The sequence below is a fragment of the Mesorhizobium sp. M8A.F.Ca.ET.165.01.1.1 genome (genome assembly GCF_004792065.1).
Classification (GTDB): Bacteria; Pseudomonadota; Alphaproteobacteria; order Rhizobiales; family Rhizobiaceae; genus Mesorhizobium.
Genome location: NZ_SRTH01000003.1, coordinates 219,605 through 244,806 on the forward strand (window position 1 = coordinate 219,605; position 25,202 = coordinate 244,806).

A 25,202-nucleotide genomic window follows, 5' to 3' on the forward strand; every position below is an offset into this window, starting at 1 on the left:
CCGGCGCCCGTCCGGCCATTGCGGAGGCGGCGACCACTAGGGCGAGGGAAGCGACATGCCCGAACGGCAGTTGCGCGGCCGCCGCATTCGCCCGATCATTCATCCCTTGGCGCAAACGGGTTTTCCTCGGCGGCCCTTTCTTTCCCCGGATCGAACCAGTAGCTGGTGAGGCCTGCCGGCAGGGAGGTCAGCCGGCGCCTCACATGGAATGACAGCATGGTCGCAACCGGCTCGAGCGAAGGCGAAGCGGGAGCGCAGTGGGCAGCGCTCGCCGGCGTCACCGCCGCGCTGGCCATGTTCGGAGCGGCGCAAGGGCTGAGTTCGCCGCTGTTCACGCTGCTGATGCAGAAGCAAGGCATGTCTCCAGGCCTGATCGGCCTGTCGGCGGCGATGATGCCGCTCGGGCTGATCCTGTCGGCTTCCTTCGTGCCGGCGGCGGTTCGGCTGGTCGGTGCGCGAAACCTGGCAGTCGGATGCTCGCTGATCGGAGCGCTGTGCTTCCTGGGCATCGGCTATCTGCAGAACTGGTTAGCCTGGTACGTCATCCGCTTCATCATCGGGGTGGTCATCAATCCGCTCTACATCCTTGGCGAGGTGTGGGCGCTGTCGCTGGCGCCACCGTCGCGGCGCGGCCGGGTGATGGGGTGTTCAACACACTGATGGGCGCCGGCTACGCGGCCGGTCCGTTTACCCTGACCTTTATCGGGATCGAGGGCTGGGCACCCTTCAGCGTCGGCATTGGCGGCTTTTTGCTTTGCGCGGTCATTTTGCGCCTTGTCTCCTCGAAGCTTGCCGGCTTTGAGGATGACGGCCAGCCAGCAGGAAGTTTTGTCGGTTTTGCCCGGCTGGCGCCGGCGCTGCTGCTGGCGGTGCTGGTCTCGGCCGCCGTTCAGCAGAGCACCTATGCGCTGGTCCCGGTGTTCGGCGCAGGCTACGGCCAGCCTGAGGCCGTGCTCGCCGCGCTGGTGATGGCGCTGTCGCTGGGCAACATCCTTTTGCAGGTCCCGCTTGGCGTGCTCGCCGAGCGCTTCGGTGGCCGGCCGATGATCCTGGCCTGCGCGGTGGCGACGACCACTTGCGCTGTCCTGCTGTCGCTGCTGATCACCACACCGCTGATCTGGGGCGTGCTTCTGGTAATGGGCGCGGTCGGCTACGGCGTCTATACGATGGCGCTCGTCGAACTCGGCAGCCGCTTCGGGGGCTCGCTGCTGGTCACCGGCAATGCGGCTTTCGCCTTGCTGTGGGGCGTCGGCGGCATCGTCGGTCCGCCGGGTGCGGGCCTGCTGATGCAAGCGATCGGACCACTGGGATTGCCGACCGTAATCATTGGCCTCGACGCTTTGCTGGTCGCCTTCGCGCTCTATAGATCGGCCCGCCGCGGAGGCTCCTGACAAGGTTTGGCTGGAGCCGCGCGTCGGTTCGGGCCGCAGGGCTTACCGCCATCGGGCCGAACCGCTAAGTCTGCAACCGCGACGGCACTGGGGATCATGGACTTGGTGGACACCAAAAGCGACGAGAGGATGCAGTGGGCGGCGATCACCGGTGTGATCGCGACCGTGTCCGTGTTCGCCATCGCGCAGGGCCTGTCCTATCCGCTTTTGAGCTTCATCCTGCAGCGCCAGGGCGTCTCGCCAGCGATGATCGGCCTGTCGGCGGCAATGACCCCTGTCGGCTTCATCCTGTCATCGCCGCTGATACCTGGCCTGGCGCGCCGGTTCGGGGCAGGGCGCACGGCGCTCACCTGCGCCGCATTCTCGGCTATCGTGCTGGCGTTGATCGGCTGGACGCAGAACGTCTATCTCTGGTTTCCGCTGCGCTTCCTGATCGGCGTGGTGACCAACCCGCTCTATGTGCTCAGTGAAATCTGGGTGATCGCGCTGGCACCGCCGGCCCGGCGCGGCCGCATCATGGGTCTCTATTCGACGATCATTTCCGCCGGCTTCGCGACCGGGCCGCTTTGCCTGCTTGCCGTCGGCACGGAAGGCTGGCCGCCATTCCTTGTCGGGATTGGCGCCTTCGTGCTGTGCGGCTTTTGCCTGGCGTCGGTTCTGCCGCAGCTGCCCAGGGTGGACGAGGCCGGGCATCGGGTTTCGGTGATGGGTTTCATGCCGCTTGCCTGGCTGCTTCTGTCGGCGGTGGTCGTGGCCGCCGGCTTCGAGCAGGCGGCGCTGGCGCTGCTGCCTGTCTATGGCACGCATCATGGCATCGCGGAGGCGCGCATGTCGGCGCTGCTGGCGGTCATGATTGCCGGCAACATTGCCATGCAGGTGCCGCTTGGCCTGCTGGCCGAGCGGCTGACGGCCCGCCTGGTACGTTTCCTCTGCGTCTTGCTGACGCTGGGCGGCTGTGTGCTGCTGCCGCTGCTGATCGAAACCCCGCTGATATGGCCCTGCGTCTTCGTCTGGGGCGCGGTGTCCTACGGCATCTACACGATGTCGATCATCGAGCTCGGCGAGCGCTTTACCGGCTCGGCGCTGGTTGCCGGCAATGCGGCATTCTCGCTGATGTGGGGCGTCGGCGGCATTCTGGTCCCGCCGCTTACCGGTGGCATGATGGATGTGCTTGGCGCGGGTGGCCTGCCGGCCACGCTTGGCGCGATCTGCGCCACGCTGGCGCTGGCGACGCTTATTCGAAGACGGGTTGTGTAGCATCGGGGTATCGGGATGCTCAAATCCCTGGGCCCGGTTTGCTCGCCAGCCTGAAAATGGCCCAGAGGTCACAGTCGGCATGGCGTTCTTCGGGATGCATCCTGCGCAGCGAATCCCGAATCTCCACGGCTCGATCGAAGTCATCAATCAGCCCGACCCTGGACAGCTCTGCATTTGCAAACACGTCTGGGAAGCCACCGCAATTGGTCAAAGCGCTGACGCCGACAGCCTGATCCATCAGGTCATAGCCCATGAAGGTGAACCCGTCCCAACCAAGCGATCGTACGTCTGCCGGAGGCCTTCGGATGACGCCAAGGATGTTGAAGTTGGCGGGATCGCCCAATTCCGAGAGCAGGAAGTCCAGGTCGACAAAGAAATCGAGCATGTTGTCGTCGTTGACGATGTGAGGCCAGTAGCTATTCTTGATCTGCGAGAGCGCAACTGGGCAAAGCACCCCGTCGAGCGTAACGACTTCGGTCAACTGGGTGAGGCCCGACCACTCGATGTATTCCCTCCACCCGCTTCCGTGGAATGGGCTGAACTTCTCGGTTGCGATGTAAAGACGTTGCATGCCGGCTGCCTGCTCTGAACAGCTGTCGCGTCCGCGAACCGTTTTACCTGTTCCCGTTGAATGTCGGTAGCGTCATGCCGATGTTTGTGGCACCGAGCCTGATGAATTTTTCGGAGACCCACATGACCAATTCGATCGCCCAAAGGCAGCCAGGGCCAGTTGACGAGAGACAAGATCCCTTTCTCTGGCTGGAGGACAGGACAAGCAAACAGTCGCTCGACTGGGTTCACCAGCAGAATGAGGTGACGGTGGCGCAATTGCAGGGCGATCCATCCTATCAGGCGTCGTTCCAGACGGCGCTCGACCTGATGACGGCCGAGGACAATATCGCGGTCGGCGCGGCAATCGCGGGCCATGTCTACAATTTCTGGCAGGACAAGACCAACGCGCTCGGCCTGTGGCGGCGCACGACGGTCGCTTCCTACAAGACCGACAAGCCCGAATGGGAAACGATCATCGACTTCGACCGACTGGCGGCGAAGGAGGGGATAAAGTGGGTGTTCGGCGGCGCTGTCAGGCTCTACCCCGATTTCAACCGCTGCCTGGTCTCGATGTCGCCCGATGGCGGTGATGCCAGTGCAATGCGCGAGTTCGACATCGCGGCCAAGTCCTTCGTCGAAGGCGGTTTTCAGGCGTCGGCCTCGAAATCGGGCTTCGGCTGGCTGGATGAGGACACGGTCATCGTCTCGGCCGCGTTCGAAGAGGCCGACAAGACAGAGTCCGGATATCCGCGCGTGGTCAAGCTCTGGAAGCGCGGCACCAGGCTGGAAGAGGCAACCCCGATCTTCGAGGGAAAGACCGAGGATCTCGCCGTTGGCGCCGGCGTCGAGTTCGACGGCGAGAAGCGCCATCTGTTTCTGGCGCGGACACTCAACTTCTTCGCATCGCACAGTTTCCTGCGCCTCCCTTCGGGCGAGAACCGCCGCATCCCGCTGCCCGACGACGTTACCGACACCGCGCTCTTCAGGGATCAGCTGGTGTTCGGGGTGCGCACTCCGTGGACGGCGCCGGACGGCACCGCATGCCAGCCGGACGGGCTTTATTCGCTCGACTTCGCGTATTGGATCGAAACTGGCGGTTTTGGCGCCATCGAGACCTTGCTGGCGCCGGCGCATCGCGTCTCGATTGCCGGGCTCGCCAGAACGCAGGACCGCCTGTTCATCAACCTGATGGACAATGTCCGCGGCAAAGTTATCGTCTGCGAGCGCAAGGATGGCGCCTGGTCGCTGAAGCCTGTCGCGCTGCCTGAAAACGGCACTGTCGGCATCAGCCATGCAGAGCATTTCGGCTCCACCGTGTCCTTTTCCTTCACCGATTTCCTCACGCCAAGCTCGATCATCTGGTCCGATGACGATGGCGAGACGCTGGCCACCGTGAAGTCGCAGCCGGCCCGCTTCGATGCCTCGCCGCTGATCTCGGAACAGTTCGAGGCACGATCGAAGGACGGCACGATGATCCCTTACTTCGTCGTCAGGCGGCGGGACCAGAACGGGCCGGTGCCGACGCTGCTCTATGGCTATGGCGGCTTCGAAGTGCCGCTCTTGCCTGGCTATGCCGGCGTGCGCGGCAGGCTGTGGCTGGAGAAAGGCAATGCCTATGTGCAGGCCTGCATTCGCGGTGGTGGCGAATTCGGACCTGGCTGGCACCAGGCGGCGCTGAAAGGCAAGCGCCAGAACGGCTTCGACGACTTTGCCGCGGTGGCCGAGGATGTCGTCAGGCGCGGTATTGCGACGGCCCAATCGCTCGGCATTCAGGGCGGCTCCAACGGCGGCCTACTGACCGGCGCTTCCCTGACACAGCATCCCGAGCTTTTCGGCGCCGTCATCATCGAGGTGCCGCTGCTCGACATGCTGCGCTACACCGAATTGCCGCCGGGCGCTTCGTGGATGGCCGAATATGGCGATCCGTCAAAGCCGGAAGACGCCCAGTGGCTTTCGGCCTATTCGCCCTATCAACATGTCAAGGCGGATGCCGCCTATCCGCCGGTACTCTTGACCACCTCGACCGCCGACGACCGGGTCCACCCCGGCCACGCGCGCAAGATGGCGGCCCGCCTGCTGGAGGCCGGACATGGCAAAACGCTGTTCTTCGAGGAGACCGAAGGCGGACATGGCGGGCGCGGCGACCGCCGGCCGCAGGCGGCGCAGACGGCGATGAAGTATGTGTTTCTGCAGCGGGCGCTGAGCGGCGAAGCCTGATCTCATTCCATGGCACCACTTGAGCAAAGGGTGGTTCACCTCGACCGCCCTTTGCTCTAAGGTACCTTCATGGCTCTCGCTAGACTATCAGCTCGTGCGTTTCGGGTCGCGGTGACACCGTCATCGCGCACGCTGCGCGCCGAGCTTTTGCGGCTGTGCGCCCGTATCGGTTATTCGCCACCTGCCGTCCTCTGACGAATTCGCCCCGGCGCCGCCGGAATGATTTCAGAGGAAAGATCAAATCAATGACCTATCAGAACTATTCGCTGAAGCAGCTTCAGCAGATCGACGCCGCGCATCACTTGCATCCCTTCACCGACCATAAGGAGTTGCGCGAGGCTGGCGCGCGCGTCATCACTCACGCCAATGGCCCGTTCATCTACGATTCCGAAGGGACGGAACTGCTGGATGGGATGGCCGGCCTGTGGTGCGTCAATATCGGCTACGGCCGTGACGAACTGGCCGAGGCTGCCTATGCCCAGATGAAGGAACTGCCTTACTACAATTCCTTCTTCAAATGCTCGACGCCGACGCCGGTGCTGTTGTCGAAGAAGCTGGCCGAGATCGCACCGAAAAACGTCAACCAGGTGTTTTATGGCTCGTCCGGTTCAGAGGCCAACGACACCGCCTTGCGGCTTGTGCGCCACTATTGGGTGCTGGAAGGCAAGCCGGAGAAGAACCGCGTCATCTCGCGCAAGATGGCCTATCACGGCTCGACCATCGCCGGCACCTCGCTCGGCGGCATGGATGCCATGCACAAGCAGCTCAACGGCGCGGTGCCCAACATCGTTCATGTGATGATGCCCTATGCCTATGAGCTGGCTCTGCCTGGCGAAAGCGACCATGATTTCGGCCTGCGCGCGGCCAAATCGGTCGAGGATGCCATCCTGGAGGCCGGCGCCGAGAAGGTCGCGGCGTTCATCGGCGAGCCGGTGATGGGCGCGGGCGGCGTCAAGATCCCGCCGGCAAGCTACTGGCCCGAAGTGCAGCGCATCTGCCGCAAATACGATGTGCTGTTGATGCTGGACGAGGTCATCACCGGCTATGGCCGCACAGGCGAGTGGTTCGCGGCCCAGACCTTCGGCATCGAACCGGACACCATCACCACGGCCAAGGCGCTGACATCGGGCTATCAGCCGCTCTCGGCGCTGCTGGTGGGCGATCGCATTGCCTCGGCGCTGGTCGAGAAGGGCGGCGAGTTCAACCATGGCTACACCTATTCGGGGCACCCCGTGGCCTGCGCCGTGGCGCTGAAGAACCTCGAGATCATCGAGAGGGAAGGCCTGGTCGACCGCGTCAGGAACGACACCGGACCCTATTTCGCCAAGGCGCTGCAGGAGCGCATCGCCGGGCATGATCTGGTCGGCGAGGTGCGTTCCATCGGCCTGATGGGCGCGATCGAGATCGTCAAGGACAAGGCGACGAAGGAGCGCTTCCTGCCGTCGGGAAGTGCTGCGGTTGTTGTGCGCGACCACGCGATCGCCAACGGCATGATGCTGCGCGCCACCGGCGACACGATGATCCTGTCGCCGCCGCTGATCTGGACCCGCGACACGATCGACATGGCCTGCGAGCGCATCGGCAAGGCGCTCGACCTGGCGCAAGCGGATCTGCGCAAGCGCTGAGAAACGAGGCAGGCGCCCATCAATCGGACGCCTGCCTCAAAATATCGTCGCGGTCGGAACGAATATTGCTACCGCGCGTAGTTGATGGCGCAGCGCAGCGGCTGCCCTATGGGGATTGTGTTCATGAGCAGGACTGGCAGGAGCCGGCGCCGCCGAGAAGCGGTCACGATCGGCAGCGATCTCATGCTGGCGCCGATGGTGGCGATGATGCGCCTGCCTCTCATGGCAATGGACGCCGGAAGCGGCCAGCCGTGGGGAACCGAAACCGCGCGGGCCGTCAACGAGAAGACGGTTGCACTGGCTGAAGGCGTCTTCGCGGCGCAGATGTCCCTGCTGCAATCGGCGACCCGTTTCTGGCCCGAGATCTTTTCCGGCCTTACTCCGTCGCTGCTCAATGGCATTGCGGCGGAACGATCAATCAGCGCCGCACTGAAGCCCGCCAGCCGAGCGGTGAAGGCGAATTTTCGCCGGCTTTCCACAAAGACCTGATCCGGCCTGCCTGCTCGGGCGCATGGGGTGCGCGGAACTTTGATTTTGCGCATCGTCCAGATCATGGGCTAGAACCAGCCGGTATAGTTACTGAGGGGGAAGCAATGGCCGGACAACCGCTCAACCAGCCGGCTGAAATTCCAGCCGAACTCGACCGCTGGAACTGGGGCGCCTTCTTCCTGAACTGGATTTGGGGCATCGGCAACAGTACCTTCATCGCGCTGCTGGCGCTGATCCCCGTCGTCAACCTCATCATGATCTTCGTGCTCGGCGCACGCGGCAGCCGCTGGGCCTGGCGGAACCGGGCCTGGCGCGACGCCGAGCAATTCCGCAAGACGCAGCGCAACTGGGCGATTGCCGGTCTTGCCGTCTGGGTGGTCAGCATCGGCGGCTGTGCGACGATGGTCGGCAGCATCCCTTTCGTGCTCAAGGGCAGCGACGCCTACCGGATGACCATGGACGCCGTACGTGCCGACACCCGGGTGAAGGCCACGATCGGCGACGATGTGGCCGATAATTTCTGGGTCGGCGGTAATCTCAATGTCAATGCGAATGGCGCCGGCGACGCCCAGTTCAGTATTCCCGTCCACGGCGCCAAGGGCAAGGGCACCGTGTTTTCGCATCTCGTTCGCAATGCAGGCACATGGAGCACGCGCCTGCTCGTGGTCCGCGTCGACGGCGTCGATGCACCGATCGTGCTGACCAATGAAGATCACGTGCCGATCCCGGGTGCGGCGATCGGAATATAAATGATCGTGGATAGCAAAGGGGCCTGAAATGCAAAAACCGCGCCCCATCGGGAACGCGGCTTTGCCAGATACGCATGGCGTTTCGCTACGAAGACACTTGCGAAACTTACGGGCTCCGGTACGCGAGACCTGATCCGGAGCGCCGGGCGGATGCGATATGTCCGCCTCGCAATCCGTTTTATAGGGACATCGTTACCGCAGAGTTATCGAGAGCTTAAGCAAATCTAAATTTGCGGGTCTTTCTCCGCAAAGACCCGGGAAAAGTCTATCGAATCCGCTGTTTAGGCCGGGTTGTCGCGCAGAAAATTAATTATGCCGGAAAAATCGGCGCCGCCATGGCCCTGGGCGTTGAACAGCGCATAGAGCTGCGCCGCCTCGGCGCCGAGCGGTGTCACGGCGCCCGCGCCAAGCGCTGCTTCCTGGGACAATTTCAGGTCTTTCAGCATGAGAGCCGCGGCAAATCCCGGCTTGTAATCCCTGTTGGCGGGCGAAGTGGGCACCGGGCCGGGCACCGGGCAATAGGTGGTCAGAGACCAGCATTGGCCCGACGAGGTCGAGGCGACGTCGAACAGCGCCTGATGCGACAGGCCGAGTTTCTCCGCCAGCACGAAGGCCTCGGCAACGCCGATCATCGAAATGCCGAGGATCATGTTGTTGCAGATCTTGGCGGCCTGGCCGGCGCCGTCACCGCCGCAATGGACGATGCGCCCGGCCATCGGCTTCAGGATCGGCTCGGCGGCGGCGAAGGCATCGTCGGAACCCCCGGCCATGAAGGTCAACGTGCCGGCTGTCGCCCCGCCGGTGCCACCGGAGACCGGCGCATCGATCGACAGCAGGCCGTGTTTGGCGGCGATTGCATGCGCCTTGCGCGCCGATTCCACGTCGATGGTCGAGGAATCGATGAACAAGGCATTTTTCTTCGCCTTGGGGGCGATATCCTCATAGACCGACAGCACGTGCTTGCCGGCAGGCAGCATGGTGATGACGACATCGGCATCCTTCACGGCGGCAACGGCGTTGGCCATGATTGTGATGCCATGCTCGCGCGCGATCGTCAGATTCTCTGTCATCAGGTCGAAGCCGTGCACCGCATGCCCCGCCTTGACGAGATTGGCGGCCATCGGATTGCCCATGTTACCGAGGCCGATAAAGGCGATGGTGGTCATTTGTCTCACTCCCGGAGTTTGCTGGCTTCAGCGTCCTATCAGCGCCCGCGCGATGATGACGCGCATGATCTCGTTGGTGCCTTCCAGAATCTGGTGGACGCGCAGGTCGCGGACCAGCTTCTCGATGCCGTAATCATGCAGATAGCCATAGCCGCCGAGCAGTTGCAGCGCATCGTTGGCGACGTTAAAGCCGGTGTCGGTGACGAAGCGCTTTGCCATCGCCGACCATTTACCGGCGTCCGGAGCCTTGCGGTCGAGCTTCGAGGCCGCCGCATAGAGGAAGATGCGCGCTGCCTGCAGTTCGGTCTCCATGTCGGCCAGCCTGAACTGCAGCGCCTGGAACTGGTTGATCTTCGAGCCGAAGGCCTTGCGCTCGGCCGTGTAGGCCAACGCCTTGTCGAGCGCCGACTGCGCGCCGCCCAGCGAACAGGCGGCGATGTTCAGCCGGCCGCCGTCGAGCCCGGCCATGGCGATGCCGAAACCGGCGCCTTCGCCCGACAGGAGGTTCTCGGCCGGCACCTTGCAGTCCTCGAAGATGACTTGGCGGGTCGACTGCATGTGCCAGCCCATCTTGTGCTCGTTGGCCCCGAAGGACAGGCCTGGCGCATCCTTGGGCACGACGATGGTGGAGATGCCTTTCGGGCCATCGGCGCCGGTGCGCACCATGACGGCATAGACATCGCTGTCGCCGGCGCCGGAGATGAACTGCTTTGCGCCGTTGAGCACATAGTCGCCGCCGCTCTTCACCGCGCGCGTCTTCAGGGCGGCGGCATCGGAACCGGAACCCGGCTCGGTCAGGCAGTAGCTCGCCAGCCATTCCATCGAGGTGAGCTTCGGCAGGAAGCGCTGTCGCTGCTCCTCATTGCCGAAACGGTCGATCATCGATGCCACCATGTTGTGGATAGAGATGAAGGACGAAAAGGCCGGATCCGCGTGCGACAGCGCCTCGAAGATCAGCACTGCGTCGAGGCGTCCGAGAGCCGATCCCCCGACATCATCCCTGATGTAGATGCCGCCGAGGCCGAGCGGCCCTGTCTCGCGGATCACGTCGGCGGGGAAGAGTTTCCTGCGGTCCCAGTCGAGTGCGTTCGGCGCGACGCGATCGGCGGCGAAGGCCTGCGCCATCTCCTGGATGGCGCGCTGTTCCTCGGTGAGTTCGAACTGGCTGGTGCTCGCATCGACCGCGGCGTCCATGGCGTGCTCCCTGATGTCTGACCTGCTGGCCTGTCGTTTTTGGCTTTGCGCGCGCACCAATCTAGACCAATGATGCCGCCGCGCAACCCGAGCCGCCGCGGAGCGGCTGTGCACCAATGCATGTCCGGAGCAAGATGTGACGACAAAATTCGATGAGCTGTTGGGACAGTTCCACGCCTATCTTGCTTCCGTCGATGATGCCCTGGTGCGCGACGCCGTGGCGCGTATCGGCTGGGATATGCCGGCCCGCGATTTGGAGCCGCGTCCGCTTGGCTGCCTGCGCCATCTCGACCGCGCCGCCGAACTGGCACCGCCGGATGCGAAACCCCTGGTGCGATTGCTGGCCGAGCGGCGCAACGAATTGCATTGGGGGCAGACCTATACCGAGGCTGATTTCGGCAAGGCCTTCATCGACAATTACGGCTGGCTGGAAATGTTCGGCACGCGCGGCCATTTCGCCAACGACGAGGTCGCCGCAGGCCTGCTGATGCTCGGACCCGGGATCGTCTATCCCGACCATCATCACGTCGCCGAGGAGATCTATATTCCGCTGACCGGCGGCACCGAGTGGCGCATGGGCGAGGGCGGCTTTCGCAAGCGGGAGGCCGGCGAGGTCGTCCACCATGTTTCCAACGTCAACCACGCCATGCGTACCGGCAAGGAGCCGCTGCTGGCGCTTTATATCTGGCGCGGCGGGCCGCTGGCGCAGAAATCCACGATCACCGGAACCTCGATGCAGGACAGGAGCTGATGGCCAGGGCAATCATGCTGCAAGGCACGGGCTCGGATGTCGGCAAGACGGTGCTTGTCGCAGGGCTATGCCGTGCCGCCAGGAATCGCGGCCTGAAAGTGCGGCCGTTCAAGCCGCAGAACATGTCGAACAACGCCGCCGTCGCCGATATTCCCGGCGACAACAACCATGGCGGCGGCGAGATCGGCCGCGCGCAATGGCTGCAGGCGATCGCTTGCGGGGTTGCGCCGTCGGTCCATATGAACCCGGTGCTGCTCAAGCCGCAGACCGATGTCGGCGCCCAGGTCATCGTCCAGGGCAAGGTGTTCGGCGAGGCGCGGGCCCGCGACTATCAGGCGCTGAAGGGCCGGCTGCTGGATGCCGTGCTGGAGTCCTGGGGCAAGGTCGGCGAGGGCGCCGATCTGGTCATTGTCGAGGGTGCCGGCTCGCCGGCCGAGATCAACCTGAGAAGCCGCGACATCGCCAATATGGGTTTTGCCACGCGCGCCGACGTGCCGGTGGTGCTGGTCGGCGACATTGATCGCGGCGGCGTCATCGCCTCGATCGCCGGCACGCATCTGATCCTGCCGGAAGAGGACCGGCGCATGATCGCCGGTTATCTCATCAACAAGTTCCGGGGAGACGTCTCGCTGTTCGATGATGGCTTGAAGGCGATCGGGAAATTCACCGGATGGCGCTGTTTTGGCGTCGTGCCGTGGCTCAAGGCGGCGGCGCGGCTGCCCTCGGAGGATTCCGTGGTGCTGGAGCGGCTGGCGTCCGGCGAGGCGCGCGCGTTGAAAGTGGCGGTGCCGATGCTTGGCCGCATCGCCAATTTCGACGATCTCGACCCGCTCAAGGCCGAACCGCAGGTCGAAGTGGTGTTCGTGCCGCCGGGAAAGAAGCTGCCGGTCGATGCCGGGCTGGTGGTCATTCCCGGCTCCAAGTCGACGATCGGCGACCTCCTGAAATTTCGCGAGAACGGCTGGGACCGGGATCTCGCGGCGCACCGCAAGCGCGGCGGTCATGTCGTCGGCATTTGCGGCGGTTTCCAGATGCTCGGCCGCATGGTGCGCGATCCCGACGGTATCGAAGGCAACGTCACCGAAGCCGTGGGCCTCGGCCTGCTCGATGTCGAGACGGTGATGGAGCCGGAAAAGACGGTGCGCAATGTCAGCGCCCGCTCGGTGCCGTTCGACCTGCCGCTCGAGGGTTACGAAATCCATCTCGGCCGCACGACGGGCCCGGACACCAGGCGGCCGTCGGCGATCATCAATGGCGCCGAGGACGGCGCGATCTCGGCCGATGGCAAGGTGATCGGCACGTATATGCATGGCCTGTTCGGCGCCGACGGCTTTCGCGGGAAATTCCTCGAAAGCCTGGGTGTCAGGAGCGGTGGCATAGATTACCGAGCCGAGGTCGAGCGCGCGCTGGACGAGGTCGCCGCCGAGCTGGAAACCCATCTCGACTGTGATGCGATTTTTTCATTGGCACGTTGAAGGTCAGGCCTTCTCACCGGCCTTCGGCCAGTAGGTGCCGAACGACCAGACATTGCCTTCAGGGTCGCGGCAGATGAATTCGCGGCTGCCATAATCGCGGTTCGTCAGTTCCTGGATGATCGTCGCGCCGGCCTTCCTGGCTTTGGCGTAGGCGGCGTCGGCATCGTCGACGGCGATATAGATCGACTTGCCGCCGCCTGAACCGGGTTCGCCGACCATCTTGCCGTAGTCGTCGTCGCGCACCGTGCCCAGCATGATCATCGAGGAGCCGAAGACCAGTTCGGCATGGTGCACGACATCGCCTTCGCCATAGCGGGCACGGACACTGAAACCGAAGGCTTCGCCCAGCCAGTCGATCATCCCCGCCGCATTCTTGTAGCGCAGGGCAGGGTAGAGCCGGGGTGCTTCAGTGGTGGTGGGCATCGGAACCTCCTTCATCTGGATCGGTCTATGCCTCACTCTGGCCAAGGGCCGTTCCTGCGTCTTGAAGAAATGTTACCTGACCGAAAGTGCCGTTGGTGTCTCACCGGCGAGCTCGCGGAATTCGCGCACCAGATGCGCTTGGTCGGCATAGCCGCAATCGGCGGCGACATCCGCCCAGTCGGCGGTCGGCTCGCTCGACAGGCGGAGCGCCCGGTTGAAGCGGACGATGCGCGACAGCGTCTTGGGGCCGATGCCGGTCGCGTCGGAGAATTTGTCGGCGAGATGTTTGCGGCTCCAGCCCAACTGTTCGGCAAGCGATGCGATCCGGGTCCGGCCGCCTGATGTGATGATGCGGTCATAGGCCCAGGCGATTTCGAGCGGTGTTTCGGCGGCGCTCTCGAGACGTGCGGCGACGAAGGCCTCGGCAAGATCGAAACGTGCCGTCCAGTCAGGCGTGTTGCCCAGCCGTTCGCGCAGCGCCGCGCCCTCCGCGCCAAGCACGTCGTCGAGTACGACCATGTTGTCAGTCAATTCGCTCATCGGCAGGCGGAAGAAGCGGCGTGCGCCAAGAGGGGTGAAATTCACCTGGATGCAGCAGGCGCCGCCGAAGGATTCGATCATCACCGGACCGGCGAAAAGGCCGGCGGCGAAACTGGCGAAGCGGTCATTGTCATCAGGCGTCCTGCCGAGGCCGATGGCGAACGGCTCGGCGAAGCTGATCACCAGCGGCACCGTCAGCGACGCGTATTCGACATTGCGGAAATGGCCGGTAGCTGTTTCGCGATAGCCGCAGATGTCGGTGACAACGCCGTCAAGCGCGGCGTTGGGAAGCCGCCGGCGCATTTCGAACAGCCCCGATATGGAGCGATCCTGTTCTTTCGGGCGCTGCATCTCGATTGGCATCGGCCATCCTTCCGCCAAGCGAATTTAGCAGAGGCCGCATCAGAATCAAAAACGCCCGGCTTTGGCCGGGCGCTCTCGGTCCCCACTTGTCGAGGGAAACTTGTCAGGCGCCGCGCATCAGGCAGCCGGCGGCGAGCACGATGTAGGCGACAAGCACGATCCACACCGATGCAAGAGGTATGAACGCAAGAACGCCAAGCGCGGCGAGAATGCCGATGATGGCGATGACCAGGGAAATGATGAAAACAATCTGGGTAGGCGCGTTGAGATTCATGTCTGGCTCCTGCAACATGATTCGAACAGCGATATTGTAACAGGCGCGTGATCATACACCAATCATGACACGCAGCGGGTTGGCCGGATCGGCCAGCAGCTTCACCGCCAGAGCCACGCAGACGACCACCAGCAGCGGCTTGATCAACCTGGCGCCGATGCGCATGGCAAGGCTGGCACCAAGCCGGGCGCCGAGGAACTGGGCAACGCCCATCATCAGGCCGATCTTCCAGGAGATGACGCCGACAGCGGCAAAGACGATGAAGCCGCCAATGTTGGAAGCGAAATTGAGCAGTTTGGTGTGCGCTGTCGCCTTGAGCACGCCGTAGCCGGCAAGGGCGACGAAGGCCAGCATGTAGAAGGAACCGGCGCCCGGCCCGAACACGCCGTCATAGAAGCCGATGGCCGGCACCAGGGTCACGCCGAACAGGAAGGGCGACAGGCGCTCGGCCCGGTCGACATCGTTCATGTTGGGCTTGAGGGCGAAGTACAGCGCGATGGCAATCAGCACCAGCGGCAAGGCCGCGCGTAACAGGTCCCCGGGCACGATCGTGGCCAGTAATGCGCCGATGGCGCCGCCGGCAAGTGCCAGCAGCGCCGATGGCAATTGCCGGCGCAGGTCGACATGGCCTTTCGAGGCATAGTGGATGGTCGCCGACCCCGAGCCGAACATGCCTTGCAGCTTGTTGGTTCCAAGCGCCTCGACCGGTGAAAAACCGGCAAGCAGCAGTGCGGGGATGGTGATCAATCCGCCGCCGCCGGCAATCGAATCGACAAAGCCCGCGGCGAAAGCCGCGAAGGCGAGGATGGCGATGGACTGGGCGGTGAGGTCGATCATCTGATGTGTCGAGATGTCCGGTCGGCTGAGATAGCGCGCGTTCGACCACGACCACCCCGTTTGCGCAAGGCGGATTCCGCGCTAATTCTATCAAAGAGGAATCGGAAAGGGGGCCGTTCATGGCATTCGCGTTGCTGGACCAGATACGCTCGATCTTCGACGGCGACCCGGGCGTGCGCAAGGTCGCGGACGATCCCGTCCTGTCGGCGGAACTGCTGATGCTGTTCCGCATGATCCTGGCCGACGGCACGGTGAGCGAGAGCGAGATGGTTGCCTTCCGGCGCATCTGCAAGGGGGCTTTCGGCATTCCGGAAACCAGCATCGACAGCGTCATCGAATATCTCAACGAATTCGGCTACGAGACCAACGGCTCGCAGGCGATCGCGCTGTTCCGCGACCTCGACGTCGAACGCCGCAAGCAATTGGCGCAGCACATGGCGGAGATCGCCAAGGCGGATTCGCAACTGGCCGAGAGCGAGGTGCGGCTGCTGCGCCGCACGCTCGATTTGCTCGACATAAGCCCGGTCGACGTGGTGAAGCCGGAAGAGTAGGGGGCGGAGGTCCCGGCCGGGCCTGCTGCCTGCGGCATCTCCCCAGCGTTCGCGGCCTTCCATCGGGCCACTGGCACGATGGATTTGCATCGAGAACCGGTCGCTCACCCCTGTTCCTGCATCCGCTTGGCGATTGCGCGGTGCAGATCCGGCGCCGCCGCTACCAGCGCCCTGGCGGCCTCGGATTGCGGATGGTCGAGCACGTCGTTCGTCTTGCCGCGCTCGACGATCTTGCCCTCATGCATGACCAGCACTTCGTCCGTGATGGCGCGGGCGACGGTCAAATCATGGGTGATGAAGAGATAGGCGATGCCGAGTTTCTGGTTGAGTCCGGCGAAAAGGTCCAGGATCTGCGCGCGGATCGAGACATCGAGTGCCGAGACCGGCTCGTCGGCGACCACCAGTTTTGGGCGGGTGATGATGGCGCGGGCGATCGACAGGCGCTGGCGTTGGCCGCCCGAAAATTCGTGCGGGTATTTGTCGATGTCACGCTGGTCGAGGCCGACCTCGTGCAGCGCATGCGCCACCATCTCCCGGCTTTCGGCGCGCGTCGGTTTTTTCTCCAGGACATGCAGGGGCTCGGCGACCAGTTTTTCGACCTTCTGGCGCGGATCGAAGGAGCCGTAGGGGTCCTGGAAGACGACCTGCATATCGCGCCTGGCGGGCTTCAGCTCGGCTTCGCTCTTGCCGGTGATGGCTTCGCCGCGAAAGCGGATCGCACCCGAACTCGGCCGGTCCAGCGCCAGGATCATGCGGGCAAGGGTCGACTTGCCGCAGCCGGAGCGGCCGACCAGCGCCACCGACTGGCCCGGCGCCATCGACAGGGAGACGTCGTCGACAGCGCGGATAGCAGGCGCGCGCCTGAACAGCGAAGTCCGGCGGCCGGGATAGTCGCGGGTGATGCCTTCGACCTGCAGCAAGGGTTGGTCCGTCCCGACGAGATGAGGCTTGGCGCGTGCCGGAACATGCATCGAGGCCTGCGCCAGTTGGCGCGTATAGGGATGAAGCTGACCGGAGAGCGTGCGCGCCGTGTCGCCGGCCTCCCTCACCTCGCCATGGCGCAGGATGGTGATGCGGTCGGCCATCTCGGTCACGACAGCGAGATCATGGGAGATCAGCAGCAAGCCCATGCGGCTTTCCGCAACGAGGTCGCGCAGCAGGTCGAGGATCTGTGCCTGCAGCACCACGTCGAGCGCTGTCGTCGGCTCGTCGGCTATCAAGAGCTTCGGCTTCAGCGCGCAGGCAATGGCGATGACGACGCGCTGGCGCTGGCCGCCGGACAATTCGTGCGGATAGCGCGACAGCGGGAACTTTGCCGAGGGCAGCCCGACGCGGTCGAGCATTTTTCGCGCCCGCTCCTCGGCGTCGGCACGGCTTGCGCTGGTGTGCCAGCGTATGCCTTCGGCGACCTGTTCGCCGATCGTCTTGACCGGATTGAGCGCCGTCATCGGCTCCTGGAACACCATGCCGATGTCGTCGCCGCGCAGGGCGCACATCTGGTCCTCGGTTGCCGCGAGGATATCGATGCCGTCGAATGTGACGCGCCCGGTGGCGCGAGCGGCATGGGGCAGGAGCCGCATCACCGTCAGCGCGATCATCGATTTGCCGGAGCCGGATTCGCCGACCAATCCCATGATCTCGCCGGGCGCGACGGAGAGCTCGATCTCCTTCAGGATCGGCGTGTCGCCGATGGTCAACGATAGGTTTTCGATCTCCAGCAGGCTCATCGCTGCCGCCGCGATTTCGGGTCGAGAATATCGGCGATGCCGTCGCCCAAAAGGTTCAGGCCGAGCACGGTGACGACGATCGCCATGCCGGGGAAGATCGCCATCCACGGTGCCACCACCATGCGCGTCTGGGCGTCGAACAGCATGCGGCCCCAGCTCGGCATTGGCGGCTGCGCGCCGAGGCCGAGATAGGAAAGCCCCGCTTCGGCCAGGATGCCCAGCGCGAACTGGATGGTGCCTTGCACCAGCAGCAGCGTGGCAATGTTGGGCAGCACATGTTCGATCGATATCTGCGTGCGGCTCTTGCCGGCGGCGCGCGCGGCGAGGATGAATTCGCGCGGCCAGACGGCAAGCGCGCCGGCGCGGGCGACGCGGGCAAAGACCGGGATGTTGAAGATGCCGATGGCGATGATGGCGTTGACGGCGCCGGGCCCGAAAATGGCGGTGATCATGATCGCCGAGAGCAGCGCCGGGAAGGCGAAGACGAGGTCGTTGACGCGCATCAGCGCCTCGTCGACGAGGCCGCCGCGCGCGGCGGCAAAGGTGCCGAGCGGCACGCCGACACCCATGCCGATGCCGACCGCGACCAGCGCCACGGCAATCGAGTTGCGGGCGCCGACCATGATCATCGACAGGATGTCGCGGCCGAAATGGTCGGTGCCGAACCAATGGGTCAGCGAGGGGCCTTGCGTCTTGTCGGCTATGACCAGCTTGGTCACATCGTAGGGTGTCCAGACGTAAGAGATCAAAGCCATCGCTAGGATCAGCACGGTGATGGCGAAGCCGGTGACGAAGGCGGTATTTCCAAACGCCTTGGCCAGGATGCTGCGGAACGTCTCCTCGGGGATGTCGATGCGCAGCGTCATTGCCGGCTTCTCAGGCGCGGGTCGACCACCGCATAGGAAAGGTCGACGACGAGGTTGACGGCAATGACGGCTGCGACCAGCAGCATGACGACGCTTTCGACGACGATCAGGTCGCGCTGGGTGATCGCCTGGAACACCAGCCGGCCGAGCCCGGGCAAGTAGAAGACATTCTCGATGATGATGGTGCCGGCGAGCAGGAAGGCGAATTGCAGGCCAAGGATGGTCAGCACCGGGATCATCGCGTTGCGCAGTGCGTGCCGCCACAGCACGGCCCGATAGGGCAGACCCTTGGCGCGGGCGGTGCGGATATAGTCCTCGTTCAGCACCTCGATCAGCGCCGAGCGGGTGACGCGCGCGAGGATCGCCGCTTGCGGTAGGGCAAGCGCCACCGCCGGCAACAGCAGCGATTTCAGCGCCGGCCAGGCGCCGGCAGACCAGCCCGGAAAACCACCGGCCGGGACCAGCCGCAGCCAGACGGCAAAGACATAGATCAGCATCAGCGCGAACCAGAAATTGGGCACGGCGACGCCAAGCTGCGCCACGCCCATTGAAATCGTGTCGCCGGCCCGTCCGCGCCGGCTGGCGGAATAAAGCCCGACCGGAACGGCGATGATGGTGGAGAGCGCAAGCGCGATCAGCGCCAGCGGCAACGAGACGGCGAGCCGCTCACGCACAAGATCGATGACCGGCACCGAATAGGTATAGGAGCGGCCAAAATCGAGGCTGAGCAGGCCGCCTGCCCAGTGCAAATAGCGCAGGACGAGCGGCGCGTTGAGGCCCATCTGGTTGCGCAGCAGTTCCACCTGATCGGCGCTGGCGTTCATGCCCAGCATCAGCCGCGCAGGGTCGCCGGGGAGGATTTCCAGCACGGCGAAGACCACCATCGAGGCAAGCACCAGCGTGGCAAGGGCGATGGCAAGGCGCTTGAGGAGGTAGGCGGTCATGGGAGGCGAAGGAGCGGCGCTCGCACCACAGACCTCATTCGCTCCACTTCACCTTGGTGAGATCATTGGCCTGGATCGGCGCGTTTTCCCACAGGCCCTGCAATTTGGCGTCCCAGACACCGACCTTGGGCAATTCGTAGAGGAAACCGACCACGGCGTCGTCGGCCAGGATCTTCTGCGCCTCGCCGAGCAGTTCCTTGCGCTTGGCCTCGTCGGAGGTGAGGTTGAGGTCGGCGATCACCTTGTCGAAGGTCGGATTGTCGTAGTTGAAGTAGTAGTCCTTGCGCGAATAGATATCGATGTCGCTGGGCTCGGTGTGGGAGACGATGGTCAGGTCGTAGTCCTTCTTGGTGAACACCTGGTCCAGCCACTGCGCCCATTCGACCGGGATGATCTCGAGATTGATGCCGACGTCGCGAAGTTGCGAGGCGATGATCTCGCCGCCGAGCCTGGCATAGCTGGGTGGCGGCAGTTTCAAAGTCGCCTTGAAGCCGTTCTCCAGCCCGGCCTCCTTCAACAGTTCCTTGGCCTTGTCGACATTGTGCGGATAGAGGCCGGTGAGGTCGACATAGTCCTTGTTGGCCGGCGACATGTGCGAGCCGATCGGCAGGCCAAGGCCGGCCGAGGCGCCGTCGATGATCGCCTTGCGGTCGAGCGCGTAGGAGATCGCCTGCCTGACCTGCAGCTTGTCGAAAGGCGGCTTCTTGTTGTTGATCGACAGGATGGTCTCGCCTTCGGTCGAGCCGATCACCACCTTGAAACGCGGATCGTCCTTGACCTGTGCGAGACTGTCGGGATCGAAGAAGGGGAAGGCCTGGATGTCGCCGGACAGCAGGGCCGGCACATAGGCCGCGGCATCCGGCACGATGCGGAACTCGACCTTGTCGAGGAACACCGGAGCGCCCCAGTAATGGTCGGCCTTTACCAGGGTGATCGACGATCCCTTGGCCCAGTTCTGGAACTTGAACGGGCCGGTACCAACAGGGTTCTCCTTGTTGGTGTCGGCTGACTTTGGCGACACCATCACCGCGTCGCCCCAGCCCATATTGTAGAGGAAAGATCCTTGCGGGTTCTTCAGCGTGACCTTGACCGTTGCCGGATCGACGATTTCGACCTTGTCGATGGCCGCGAACAGGCCTTTTTGCGCATTCACCGAATTGTCGGCGCGGGCCCGGTCGAGCGAGAATTTCACGTCGTCGGCGCTGAAATCGGCGCCGTCATGGAATTTGACTCCGGTGTGCAGCTTGAAGGTGTAGACCTTGCCGTCATCGGAAATGGTCCAGCTCTCGGCCAGATCCGGCAGCACCTCGCCATTGGGGCCAATCCGGGTCAGGCCCTCGAAGACATTGGCGTAGAGCACTTCCTTGATCGCCGCCGCGGCGCCCGCGGTCGGATCGAGATGCGGAGGTTCGAGCGGAATGCCGATGACCAGGTCGGTCCGGGCCGCAAAGGCGTGGCTTCCAGCGGCTAGCGCAAGGACCGCCGCGGCCAGAATGGTTTTCCACAGTCTCATCGTGCAACTCCCCATGCGTTCAGGACACGTGCTCAAACCGGGCGATAGAAGCGTGATTTCGCGCGGGAGTAAATTGCGTTTCGTGCTGTCAGGCAGGATGGCTGGGAATGTTTTTGCCGTGCCAGCCGTGTAGGAAGGTCGAAGCTTGTCGCGATGGAGGGTTATCCCGTGGCGGTGCCACGCAGCAGCACGTTGAGTCCGATCGCCATCACCTTGGCCGATTCCACCATGTCAGATATGCCGACCCATTCGTCCGGCCGGTGGGCGAGGTCGAGAATGCCGGGTCCGTAGGCGATGCAGTCATAGATGTGGCCGATGCGGGCAATATGCTTCTGATCGTAGGTGCCGGGGGATATGACATAGTCGGGCTCGCGGTCGAAGATGGCATGAATGCCTTGCGCCACCGCCTTGACCACGGGCGCGTCGCGTTCGGTCATCAGCGGCAGCACTTCCATCAGGTCGCGTATCTCGTAGTCGAATTTTTTGCGCTCCCGTTTCAGCCGGTCGAGAATGCCGGTCACTTCGCTTTTGACCGTGGCCAGATCCTCCTCGAGCAGGAAGCGGCGGTCGATGGTCAAACGACAGGAATCGGGCACGTTGGGCGAGGGCAGGCCGGGCCGGAAATCCTCGGTCTGGCCGCCATGGATGGAGTTGATGTTCATGGTCGAGCGCCTGGCGCCCTCCGGTACGACCGGCATGCGCGTGATCTTGCGGTCGAGTGCGGGGAACAATTCGTCCTCGAATGCCCTGAGGACGGCGCCCATATGGCGCACCGCATTGTCGCCGAGAAACGGCATCGAGCCGTGCGCGATCTCGCCCTTGGTCTCGATCTCCGCCCACCAGACGCCGCGATGGCCAAGGCAGATGCGGTCCTTGTTCAAGGGCTCGGGGATGATGACGTGGTCGACCCTGGGCTTCGAGAAATAGCCGAGCCCGGCGAGATGGGCGACGCCACCAAAGCCGCCGGACTCCTCGTCGACCGTGCCCGAGATCTCGATGGCGCCGGGAAAGTCGGGGAAGACTTCCATGAAAGCCTCGACGGCGATGATGGAGGCAGCCAGGCCGCCCTTCATGTCGCAGGCGCCTCGGCCATAGACCTTGCCATCCTTGATGACGCCGGCAAAGGGATCCACCGTCCAGCCTTCGCCGGCCTCGACCACGTCGATATGCGAATTGAAGTGGACGCAGGCGCCCGGTGACCGGCCATCGAAACGGGCAACGACATTGACGCGCGGATAGCGATCGGTGTCGCCGGGCGTGCCTTCGGCGCGGATGAACTCGGTTTCGAAGCCGCGTTTCCTTAGCCGCGCACCAATATAGTCGGCGCATGGCCTGTAGGCTTCGCCGGGTGGATTGATGGTCGGAAAGCGGATCAGGTCGGCGGTCAGCGCCACCAACTCGTCGCGCTTGCTGTCGATTGCCTTGAGGAGTCTCTCGTTCATGCCACGAGTTGAGCAGCGAACCCCACGGTTTTGCAAGCCCGTCGACCAAATCGGTGCAACGTGTCCTGGTGGCAACTATCGCGGGAAATCGTTCAAATTCGCTGCATTGGATTGGCGAATTGGTCAAGGAGTGTGTGCTATCTGTTCACTGCCATTAAAAAGGTGAAAAATAACGTGATGGCGGGCAGGCAAGGGGCAATCAAAGGGGTTTGATCGCATGAAAATGTCGTTCCTTAAGGCAACGGTGCTGGCCGTCGCGCTGTTTGGCGCATCGGTCGCGAGTGAGGCGGCCACGTTGGTGGCGAATATCGACGTGTCGTCGCAGACAATGACGGTCCGCTATGGTGATTCGGTCTATCGGTGGGCCGTGTCGACCGCCCGTCCGGGTTATTTCACGCCACGCGGCACCTACCGGCCGCAGCGCACGGCGCGGATGTGGTATTCGCGCAAGTACGAAATGTCGCCGATGCCTTATTCCGTGTTCTTCCATGGTGGTTATGCCATCCATGGAACAGGCGCCGTCAGGCAACTCGGCCGCCCAGCTTCGCATGGCTGCGTAAGGCTGCATACGGCCAATGCCGCGGCCTTCTATTCGATGGTGCGCGAAGTCGGATTCGGCAATACACGCATTGTCGTCACCAACTAGAGCAATTCCAGGAAAAGTGTGAAGCGGCTTTCCGTTCGGAATTGCGCAAAAACAAAGAGTTAGAGCCGTTCGGCGATTCCGTGAAATGCGGAGCGGCTCTAGGCGGTTGGCGATTCGCTGATATTGGCTTTGTCTGTCGGCGGAGGAACTCACGTTCCCGCCGCCGGCTCGCTCAGGCGTTTGCGACGGGAGCCACCTTGGTGCGCTTTTTTCGCCGCCAGTTGCTGATCTCCCACCTTTTGTGGAACCACATCCACTGGCCGGGGTCCTCGCGGACCCAGCGCTCGACGACGTCGTTCAACATCTGGGTGGTGGCGTGGACGTCGACGCTGCCGTCGGCGGTGCGCGGCAAGACCAGCTTGTCCTCGATCTCGAGCCGGAAGCGGTTGCCCGGCAACCTGACGCAGCGCGCCGGGTAGACATCGCAGTCATAGTGACGGGCAAGGGTGCCGAGCACGCGGTTGCTCTGGCAGGGACGGCCGAAGAAGGTCGTGTCCAGGCCGTTGGAGAATTTCTGGTCGACGAGAACGCCGATATTGCCGCCATTCTCCAACACCCCCGCCAGCGCGAACGAGGCTCCGGCCATCGACGGCAGCAAGCCCCCCATGGATGAGCGCCTTGTCGAAAGGATGTAGTCGGCGAGGTAGGGGTTGTTGGGCGGGCGAAACAGCGCCGTGATGTTCATGCCGAAGGTCGCGGCCGCCACCGGCAGCAGCTCGAAATTGCCGAGATGGCCGGTGAAGACGATGTGCGGCTGCTTCTCGGCCGCGATCTCGACGAAATGCTCCGTTCCCTTGACCTCGACGCGGCCGGGCTTGCCGGCGGCGGGATCATAGTCGAACAGGGCGTCGAGGAAGATGTATTCGGCGGCAAGGCGGGCCATGTTGCCCCACATGTCGGAGGCGATGGCCTGGATTTCGCCATCACTCTTTTCCGGATAGGCCTTGCGCAGATTGTCGAGGGCGACCTGGTGGCGTCCGACCCTCGGACCGATGAGGCGAGCGACGCGGTCGGCAAAATTCAGCGCGCTGTCCACCGGCAGCAGGCGCAGCAGCGACATGATGATCATCGCGGCCCGCGCGACAAGCCAGTAATTCACCTGGCGCAGTTGCCTGCCATAGCGAAATTTCAGATCCCGGCGAAGCTTCTTGAGCACGGAAATCGAGGCTCTAGGCGACGCGCAGGATGATCTTGCCGAAGACGTCGCGGCCTTCCATGCGCTTCAGCGCGGCATCGATATCGTCGAAGCCGACCTCGGTGTCGATGACCGGCGCGACCTGTCCCGCCGCCATCTTCTGCATGGCGTTGGCCATGTTCTCCATGCGGCAACCGAAGGATCCGAGCAGTTTCAACTGCTGCTGGAAAAGCTGCATCAGGTTGATCTGCGTCGACACGCCCGAGGTCGAGCCGCAGGTCACCAGGCGGCCGCCGCGTTTCAGGCACAGCATCGAGCCGGCAAAGGTGTCGGCGCCGACATGTTCGAACACGACATCGACGCCTTTCTTCCTGGTCAGCTTGCGCACGACGCCCTCGAAGCGGTCGTCGCGGTAGTTGATGACATGGTCGGCGCCGAGCGCCTTGGCCCTGTCGATCTTGTCATTCGAACCGACCGTGGTGATGATCGTGCAGCCCATCCGCTTGGCCAACTGGATCGCCGCCGAGCCGATGCCGGATCCGCCGGCATGGACAAGGATCGTCTCGCCGGGCTGCAGCCTGGCGTTGTCGAACAGCATGTGCTCGACCGTACCAAAGGTGACGGGCGCTACCGCCGCGCCAATGTCGGTCACGCCGGGCGGGGCGGGGACCAGCAGGCGCGCCGGCAGGTTGATCTTCTCCTGCGCGAAGCCGTCGAGATGGAAGCCGTGAACGCCCGAAACATGCTCGCAAAGATTGTCGCGGCCTTCGCGGCAGGCCCGGCACAGGCCGCAGGTGCGTGCGCCGTAGATCGATACCAATTGCCCGGGCAGCAGGCTGGAAACGCCGGGGCCGACCGCCTCGACCTCGCCGGAAGCCTCGGCGCCGACGACCAGCGGCAGCTTGCGCTTGGCGAAGGCCATGCCGCGCCAGCCCCAGACGTCGATGTGGTTCAGCGCCACTGCCCTGATGCGCAGCGTCACTTCGCCGAGTGCGGGTGGCGGTGGTGGCGGCAGGTCCACCGTTTCAAGGCGGCGGTCCTCGATAAGTTGCAGTGCGCGCATGGAGCCTGTCGG

The 25,202-nt window shown here is 63.6% G+C and carries 23 protein-coding genes and 1 pseudogene; 10 read left to right on the forward strand and 14 right to left on the reverse strand.

Annotated features, from left to right (window positions below; translation table 11 throughout):
- Nucleotides 1–216 precede the first annotated feature (216 nt).
- Nucleotides 217–1,391, forward strand: a pseudogene (locus tag EN808_RS10325) (MFS transporter).
- 96 nt (nucleotides 1,392–1,487) lie between these two features.
- Entirely contained in the window at nucleotides 1,488–2,648 is a 1,161-nt protein-coding gene (locus EN808_RS10330; RefSeq protein WP_135866738.1) for an MFS transporter, read from the forward strand.
- 19 nt (nucleotides 2,649–2,667) lie between these two features.
- Here the strand turns inward: EN808_RS10330 and EN808_RS10335 are convergent, their stop codons facing one another.
- Nucleotides 2,668–3,219 (reverse strand): hypothetical protein, encoded by a 552-nt coding sequence (locus EN808_RS10335; protein ID WP_135915718.1) that lies wholly within the window; start codon nucleotides 3,217–3,219, stop codon nucleotides 2,668–2,670.
- 122 nt (nucleotides 3,220–3,341) lie between these two features.
- Here EN808_RS10335 and EN808_RS10340 point away from each other — a divergent pair, with 122 nt between their 5' ends.
- The 4 genes from EN808_RS10340 (at nucleotide 3,342) to EN808_RS10360 (ending at nucleotide 8,280) form a co-directional block, all read left to right on the forward strand.
- Nucleotides 3,342–5,417 carry a prolyl oligopeptidase family protein gene (locus EN808_RS10340; protein ID WP_135915719.1) on the forward strand — a complete coding sequence of 692 codons (2,076 nt, stop codon included), beginning with the start codon at nucleotides 3,342–3,344 and terminating at the stop codon, nucleotides 5,415–5,417.
- A 245-nt stretch (nucleotides 5,418–5,662) separates the two neighbouring features.
- Nucleotides 5,663–7,042: an aspartate aminotransferase family protein gene (locus EN808_RS10350; RefSeq protein ID WP_127279361.1), complete on the forward strand. Its 1,380-nt coding sequence runs from the start codon at nucleotides 5,663–5,665 to the stop codon at nucleotides 7,040–7,042.
- A gap of 123 nt (nucleotides 7,043–7,165) precedes the next feature.
- Nucleotides 7,166–7,531 (forward strand): hypothetical protein, encoded by a 366-nt coding sequence (locus EN808_RS10355; RefSeq protein ID WP_135880665.1) that lies wholly within the window; start codon nucleotides 7,166–7,168, stop codon nucleotides 7,529–7,531.
- A 104-nt stretch (nucleotides 7,532–7,635) separates the two neighbouring features.
- Complete coding sequence (locus EN808_RS10360) at nucleotides 7,636–8,280, forward strand: cytochrome c oxidase assembly factor Coa1 family protein (RefSeq protein WP_127279362.1); 645 nt, start codon at nucleotides 7,636–7,638, stop codon at nucleotides 8,278–8,280.
- Nucleotides 8,281–8,561: 281 nt separating this feature from the next.
- Here the strand turns inward: EN808_RS10360 and mmsB are convergent, their stop codons facing one another.
- A complete protein-coding gene (gene mmsB / locus EN808_RS10365) occupies nucleotides 8,562–9,446 on the reverse strand; it encodes a 3-hydroxyisobutyrate dehydrogenase (RefSeq protein WP_135915720.1) in 885 nt (294 codons plus the stop codon).
- Between the two features lie 27 nt (nucleotides 9,447–9,473).
- Nucleotides 9,474–10,640 (reverse strand): isobutyryl-CoA dehydrogenase, encoded by a 1,167-nt coding sequence (locus EN808_RS10370; RefSeq protein WP_135915721.1) that lies wholly within the window; start codon nucleotides 10,638–10,640, stop codon nucleotides 9,474–9,476.
- Between the two features lie 136 nt (nucleotides 10,641–10,776).
- On the opposite strand from EN808_RS10370, the gene EN808_RS10375 reads away from it, so the two are divergent.
- Entirely contained in the window at nucleotides 10,777–11,391 is a 615-nt protein-coding gene (locus EN808_RS10375; RefSeq protein ID WP_127872714.1) for a dimethylsulfonioproprionate lyase family protein, read from the forward strand.
- Nucleotides 11,391–12,866, forward strand: a complete 1,476-nt coding sequence (locus EN808_RS10380) for a cobyric acid synthase (RefSeq protein ID WP_135915722.1) — start codon at nucleotides 11,391–11,393, stop codon at nucleotides 12,864–12,866. The genes EN808_RS10375 and EN808_RS10380 overlap by 1 nt, the downstream gene beginning before the upstream one ends.
- A 3-nt stretch (nucleotides 12,867–12,869) precedes the next feature.
- Here the strand turns inward: EN808_RS10380 and EN808_RS10385 are convergent, their stop codons facing one another.
- The 4 genes from EN808_RS10385 to EN808_RS10400 form a co-directional block, all read right to left on the reverse strand.
- Nucleotides 12,870–13,289, reverse strand: coding sequence for a VOC family protein (locus EN808_RS10385; RefSeq protein WP_135915723.1), 420 nt, complete (start codon nucleotides 13,287–13,289; stop codon nucleotides 12,870–12,872).
- Nucleotides 13,290–13,361: 72 nt separating this feature from the next.
- Nucleotides 13,362–14,192: an AraC family transcriptional regulator gene (locus EN808_RS10390; protein ID WP_135915724.1), complete on the reverse strand. Its 831-nt coding sequence runs from the start codon at nucleotides 14,190–14,192 to the stop codon at nucleotides 13,362–13,364.
- A gap of 103 nt (nucleotides 14,193–14,295) precedes the next feature.
- Complete coding sequence (locus EN808_RS10395; RefSeq protein WP_127278303.1) at nucleotides 14,296–14,466, reverse strand: hypothetical protein; 171 nt, start codon at nucleotides 14,464–14,466, stop codon at nucleotides 14,296–14,298.
- Between the two features lie 51 nt (nucleotides 14,467–14,517).
- On the reverse strand, nucleotides 14,518–15,303 hold the full coding sequence (locus EN808_RS10400; protein ID WP_127278304.1) for a TSUP family transporter: 786 nt from the start codon (nucleotides 15,301–15,303) through the stop codon (nucleotides 14,518–14,520).
- A gap of 119 nt (nucleotides 15,304–15,422) precedes the next feature.
- Between EN808_RS10400 and EN808_RS10405 the strand changes: the two genes are divergently transcribed.
- Entirely contained in the window at nucleotides 15,423–15,854 is a 432-nt protein-coding gene (locus EN808_RS10405) for a TerB family tellurite resistance protein (protein WP_127278305.1), read from the forward strand.
- 104 nt (nucleotides 15,855–15,958) lie between these two features.
- Here EN808_RS10405 and EN808_RS10410 read toward each other — a convergent pair whose 3' ends face one another.
- The 5 genes from EN808_RS10410 to EN808_RS10430 all read right to left on the reverse strand — a co-directional run bounded on the left by EN808_RS10410 (nucleotide 15,959) and on the right by EN808_RS10430 (nucleotide 22,346).
- Nucleotides 15,959–17,581 carry a dipeptide ABC transporter ATP-binding protein gene (locus EN808_RS10410; RefSeq protein ID WP_135915725.1) on the reverse strand — a complete coding sequence of 541 codons (1,623 nt, stop codon included), beginning with the start codon at nucleotides 17,579–17,581 and terminating at the stop codon, nucleotides 15,959–15,961.
- Nucleotides 17,578–18,447, reverse strand: a complete 870-nt coding sequence (locus tag EN808_RS10415) for an ABC transporter permease (protein ID WP_127872709.1) — start codon at nucleotides 18,445–18,447, stop codon at nucleotides 17,578–17,580. The genes EN808_RS10410 and EN808_RS10415 overlap by 4 nt, the downstream gene beginning before the upstream one ends.
- Nucleotides 18,444–19,391, reverse strand: coding sequence for an ABC transporter permease (locus tag EN808_RS10420; protein WP_135880582.1), 948 nt, complete (start codon nucleotides 19,389–19,391; stop codon nucleotides 18,444–18,446). The genes EN808_RS10415 and EN808_RS10420 overlap by 4 nt, the downstream gene beginning before the upstream one ends.
- A gap of 34 nt (nucleotides 19,392–19,425) precedes the next feature.
- Complete coding sequence (locus EN808_RS10425) at nucleotides 19,426–20,904, reverse strand: ABC transporter substrate-binding protein (RefSeq protein WP_135915726.1); 1,479 nt, start codon at nucleotides 20,902–20,904, stop codon at nucleotides 19,426–19,428.
- Nucleotides 20,905–21,065: 161 nt separating this feature from the next.
- A complete protein-coding gene (locus EN808_RS10430; protein WP_135915727.1) occupies nucleotides 21,066–22,346 on the reverse strand; it encodes an acetylornithine deacetylase/succinyl-diaminopimelate desuccinylase family protein in 1,281 nt (426 codons plus the stop codon).
- A 217-nt stretch (nucleotides 22,347–22,563) separates the two neighbouring features.
- On the opposite strand from EN808_RS10430, the gene EN808_RS10435 reads away from it, so the two are divergent.
- Nucleotides 22,564–22,992 (forward strand): L,D-transpeptidase, encoded by a 429-nt coding sequence (locus tag EN808_RS10435; RefSeq protein WP_127278311.1) that lies wholly within the window; start codon nucleotides 22,564–22,566, stop codon nucleotides 22,990–22,992.
- Nucleotides 22,993–23,164: 172 nt separating this feature from the next.
- Here the strand turns inward: EN808_RS10435 and EN808_RS10440 are convergent, their stop codons facing one another.
- On the reverse strand, nucleotides 23,165–24,148 hold the full coding sequence (locus EN808_RS10440) for a lipid A biosynthesis lauroyl acyltransferase (RefSeq protein ID WP_189524087.1): 984 nt from the start codon (nucleotides 24,146–24,148) through the stop codon (nucleotides 23,165–23,167).
- Nucleotides 24,149–24,161: 13 nt separating this feature from the next.
- Nucleotides 24,162–25,190, reverse strand: a complete 1,029-nt coding sequence (locus EN808_RS10445) for a zinc-binding dehydrogenase (RefSeq protein ID WP_127279730.1) — start codon at nucleotides 25,188–25,190, stop codon at nucleotides 24,162–24,164.
- Nucleotides 25,191–25,202: the final 12 nt, after the last annotated feature.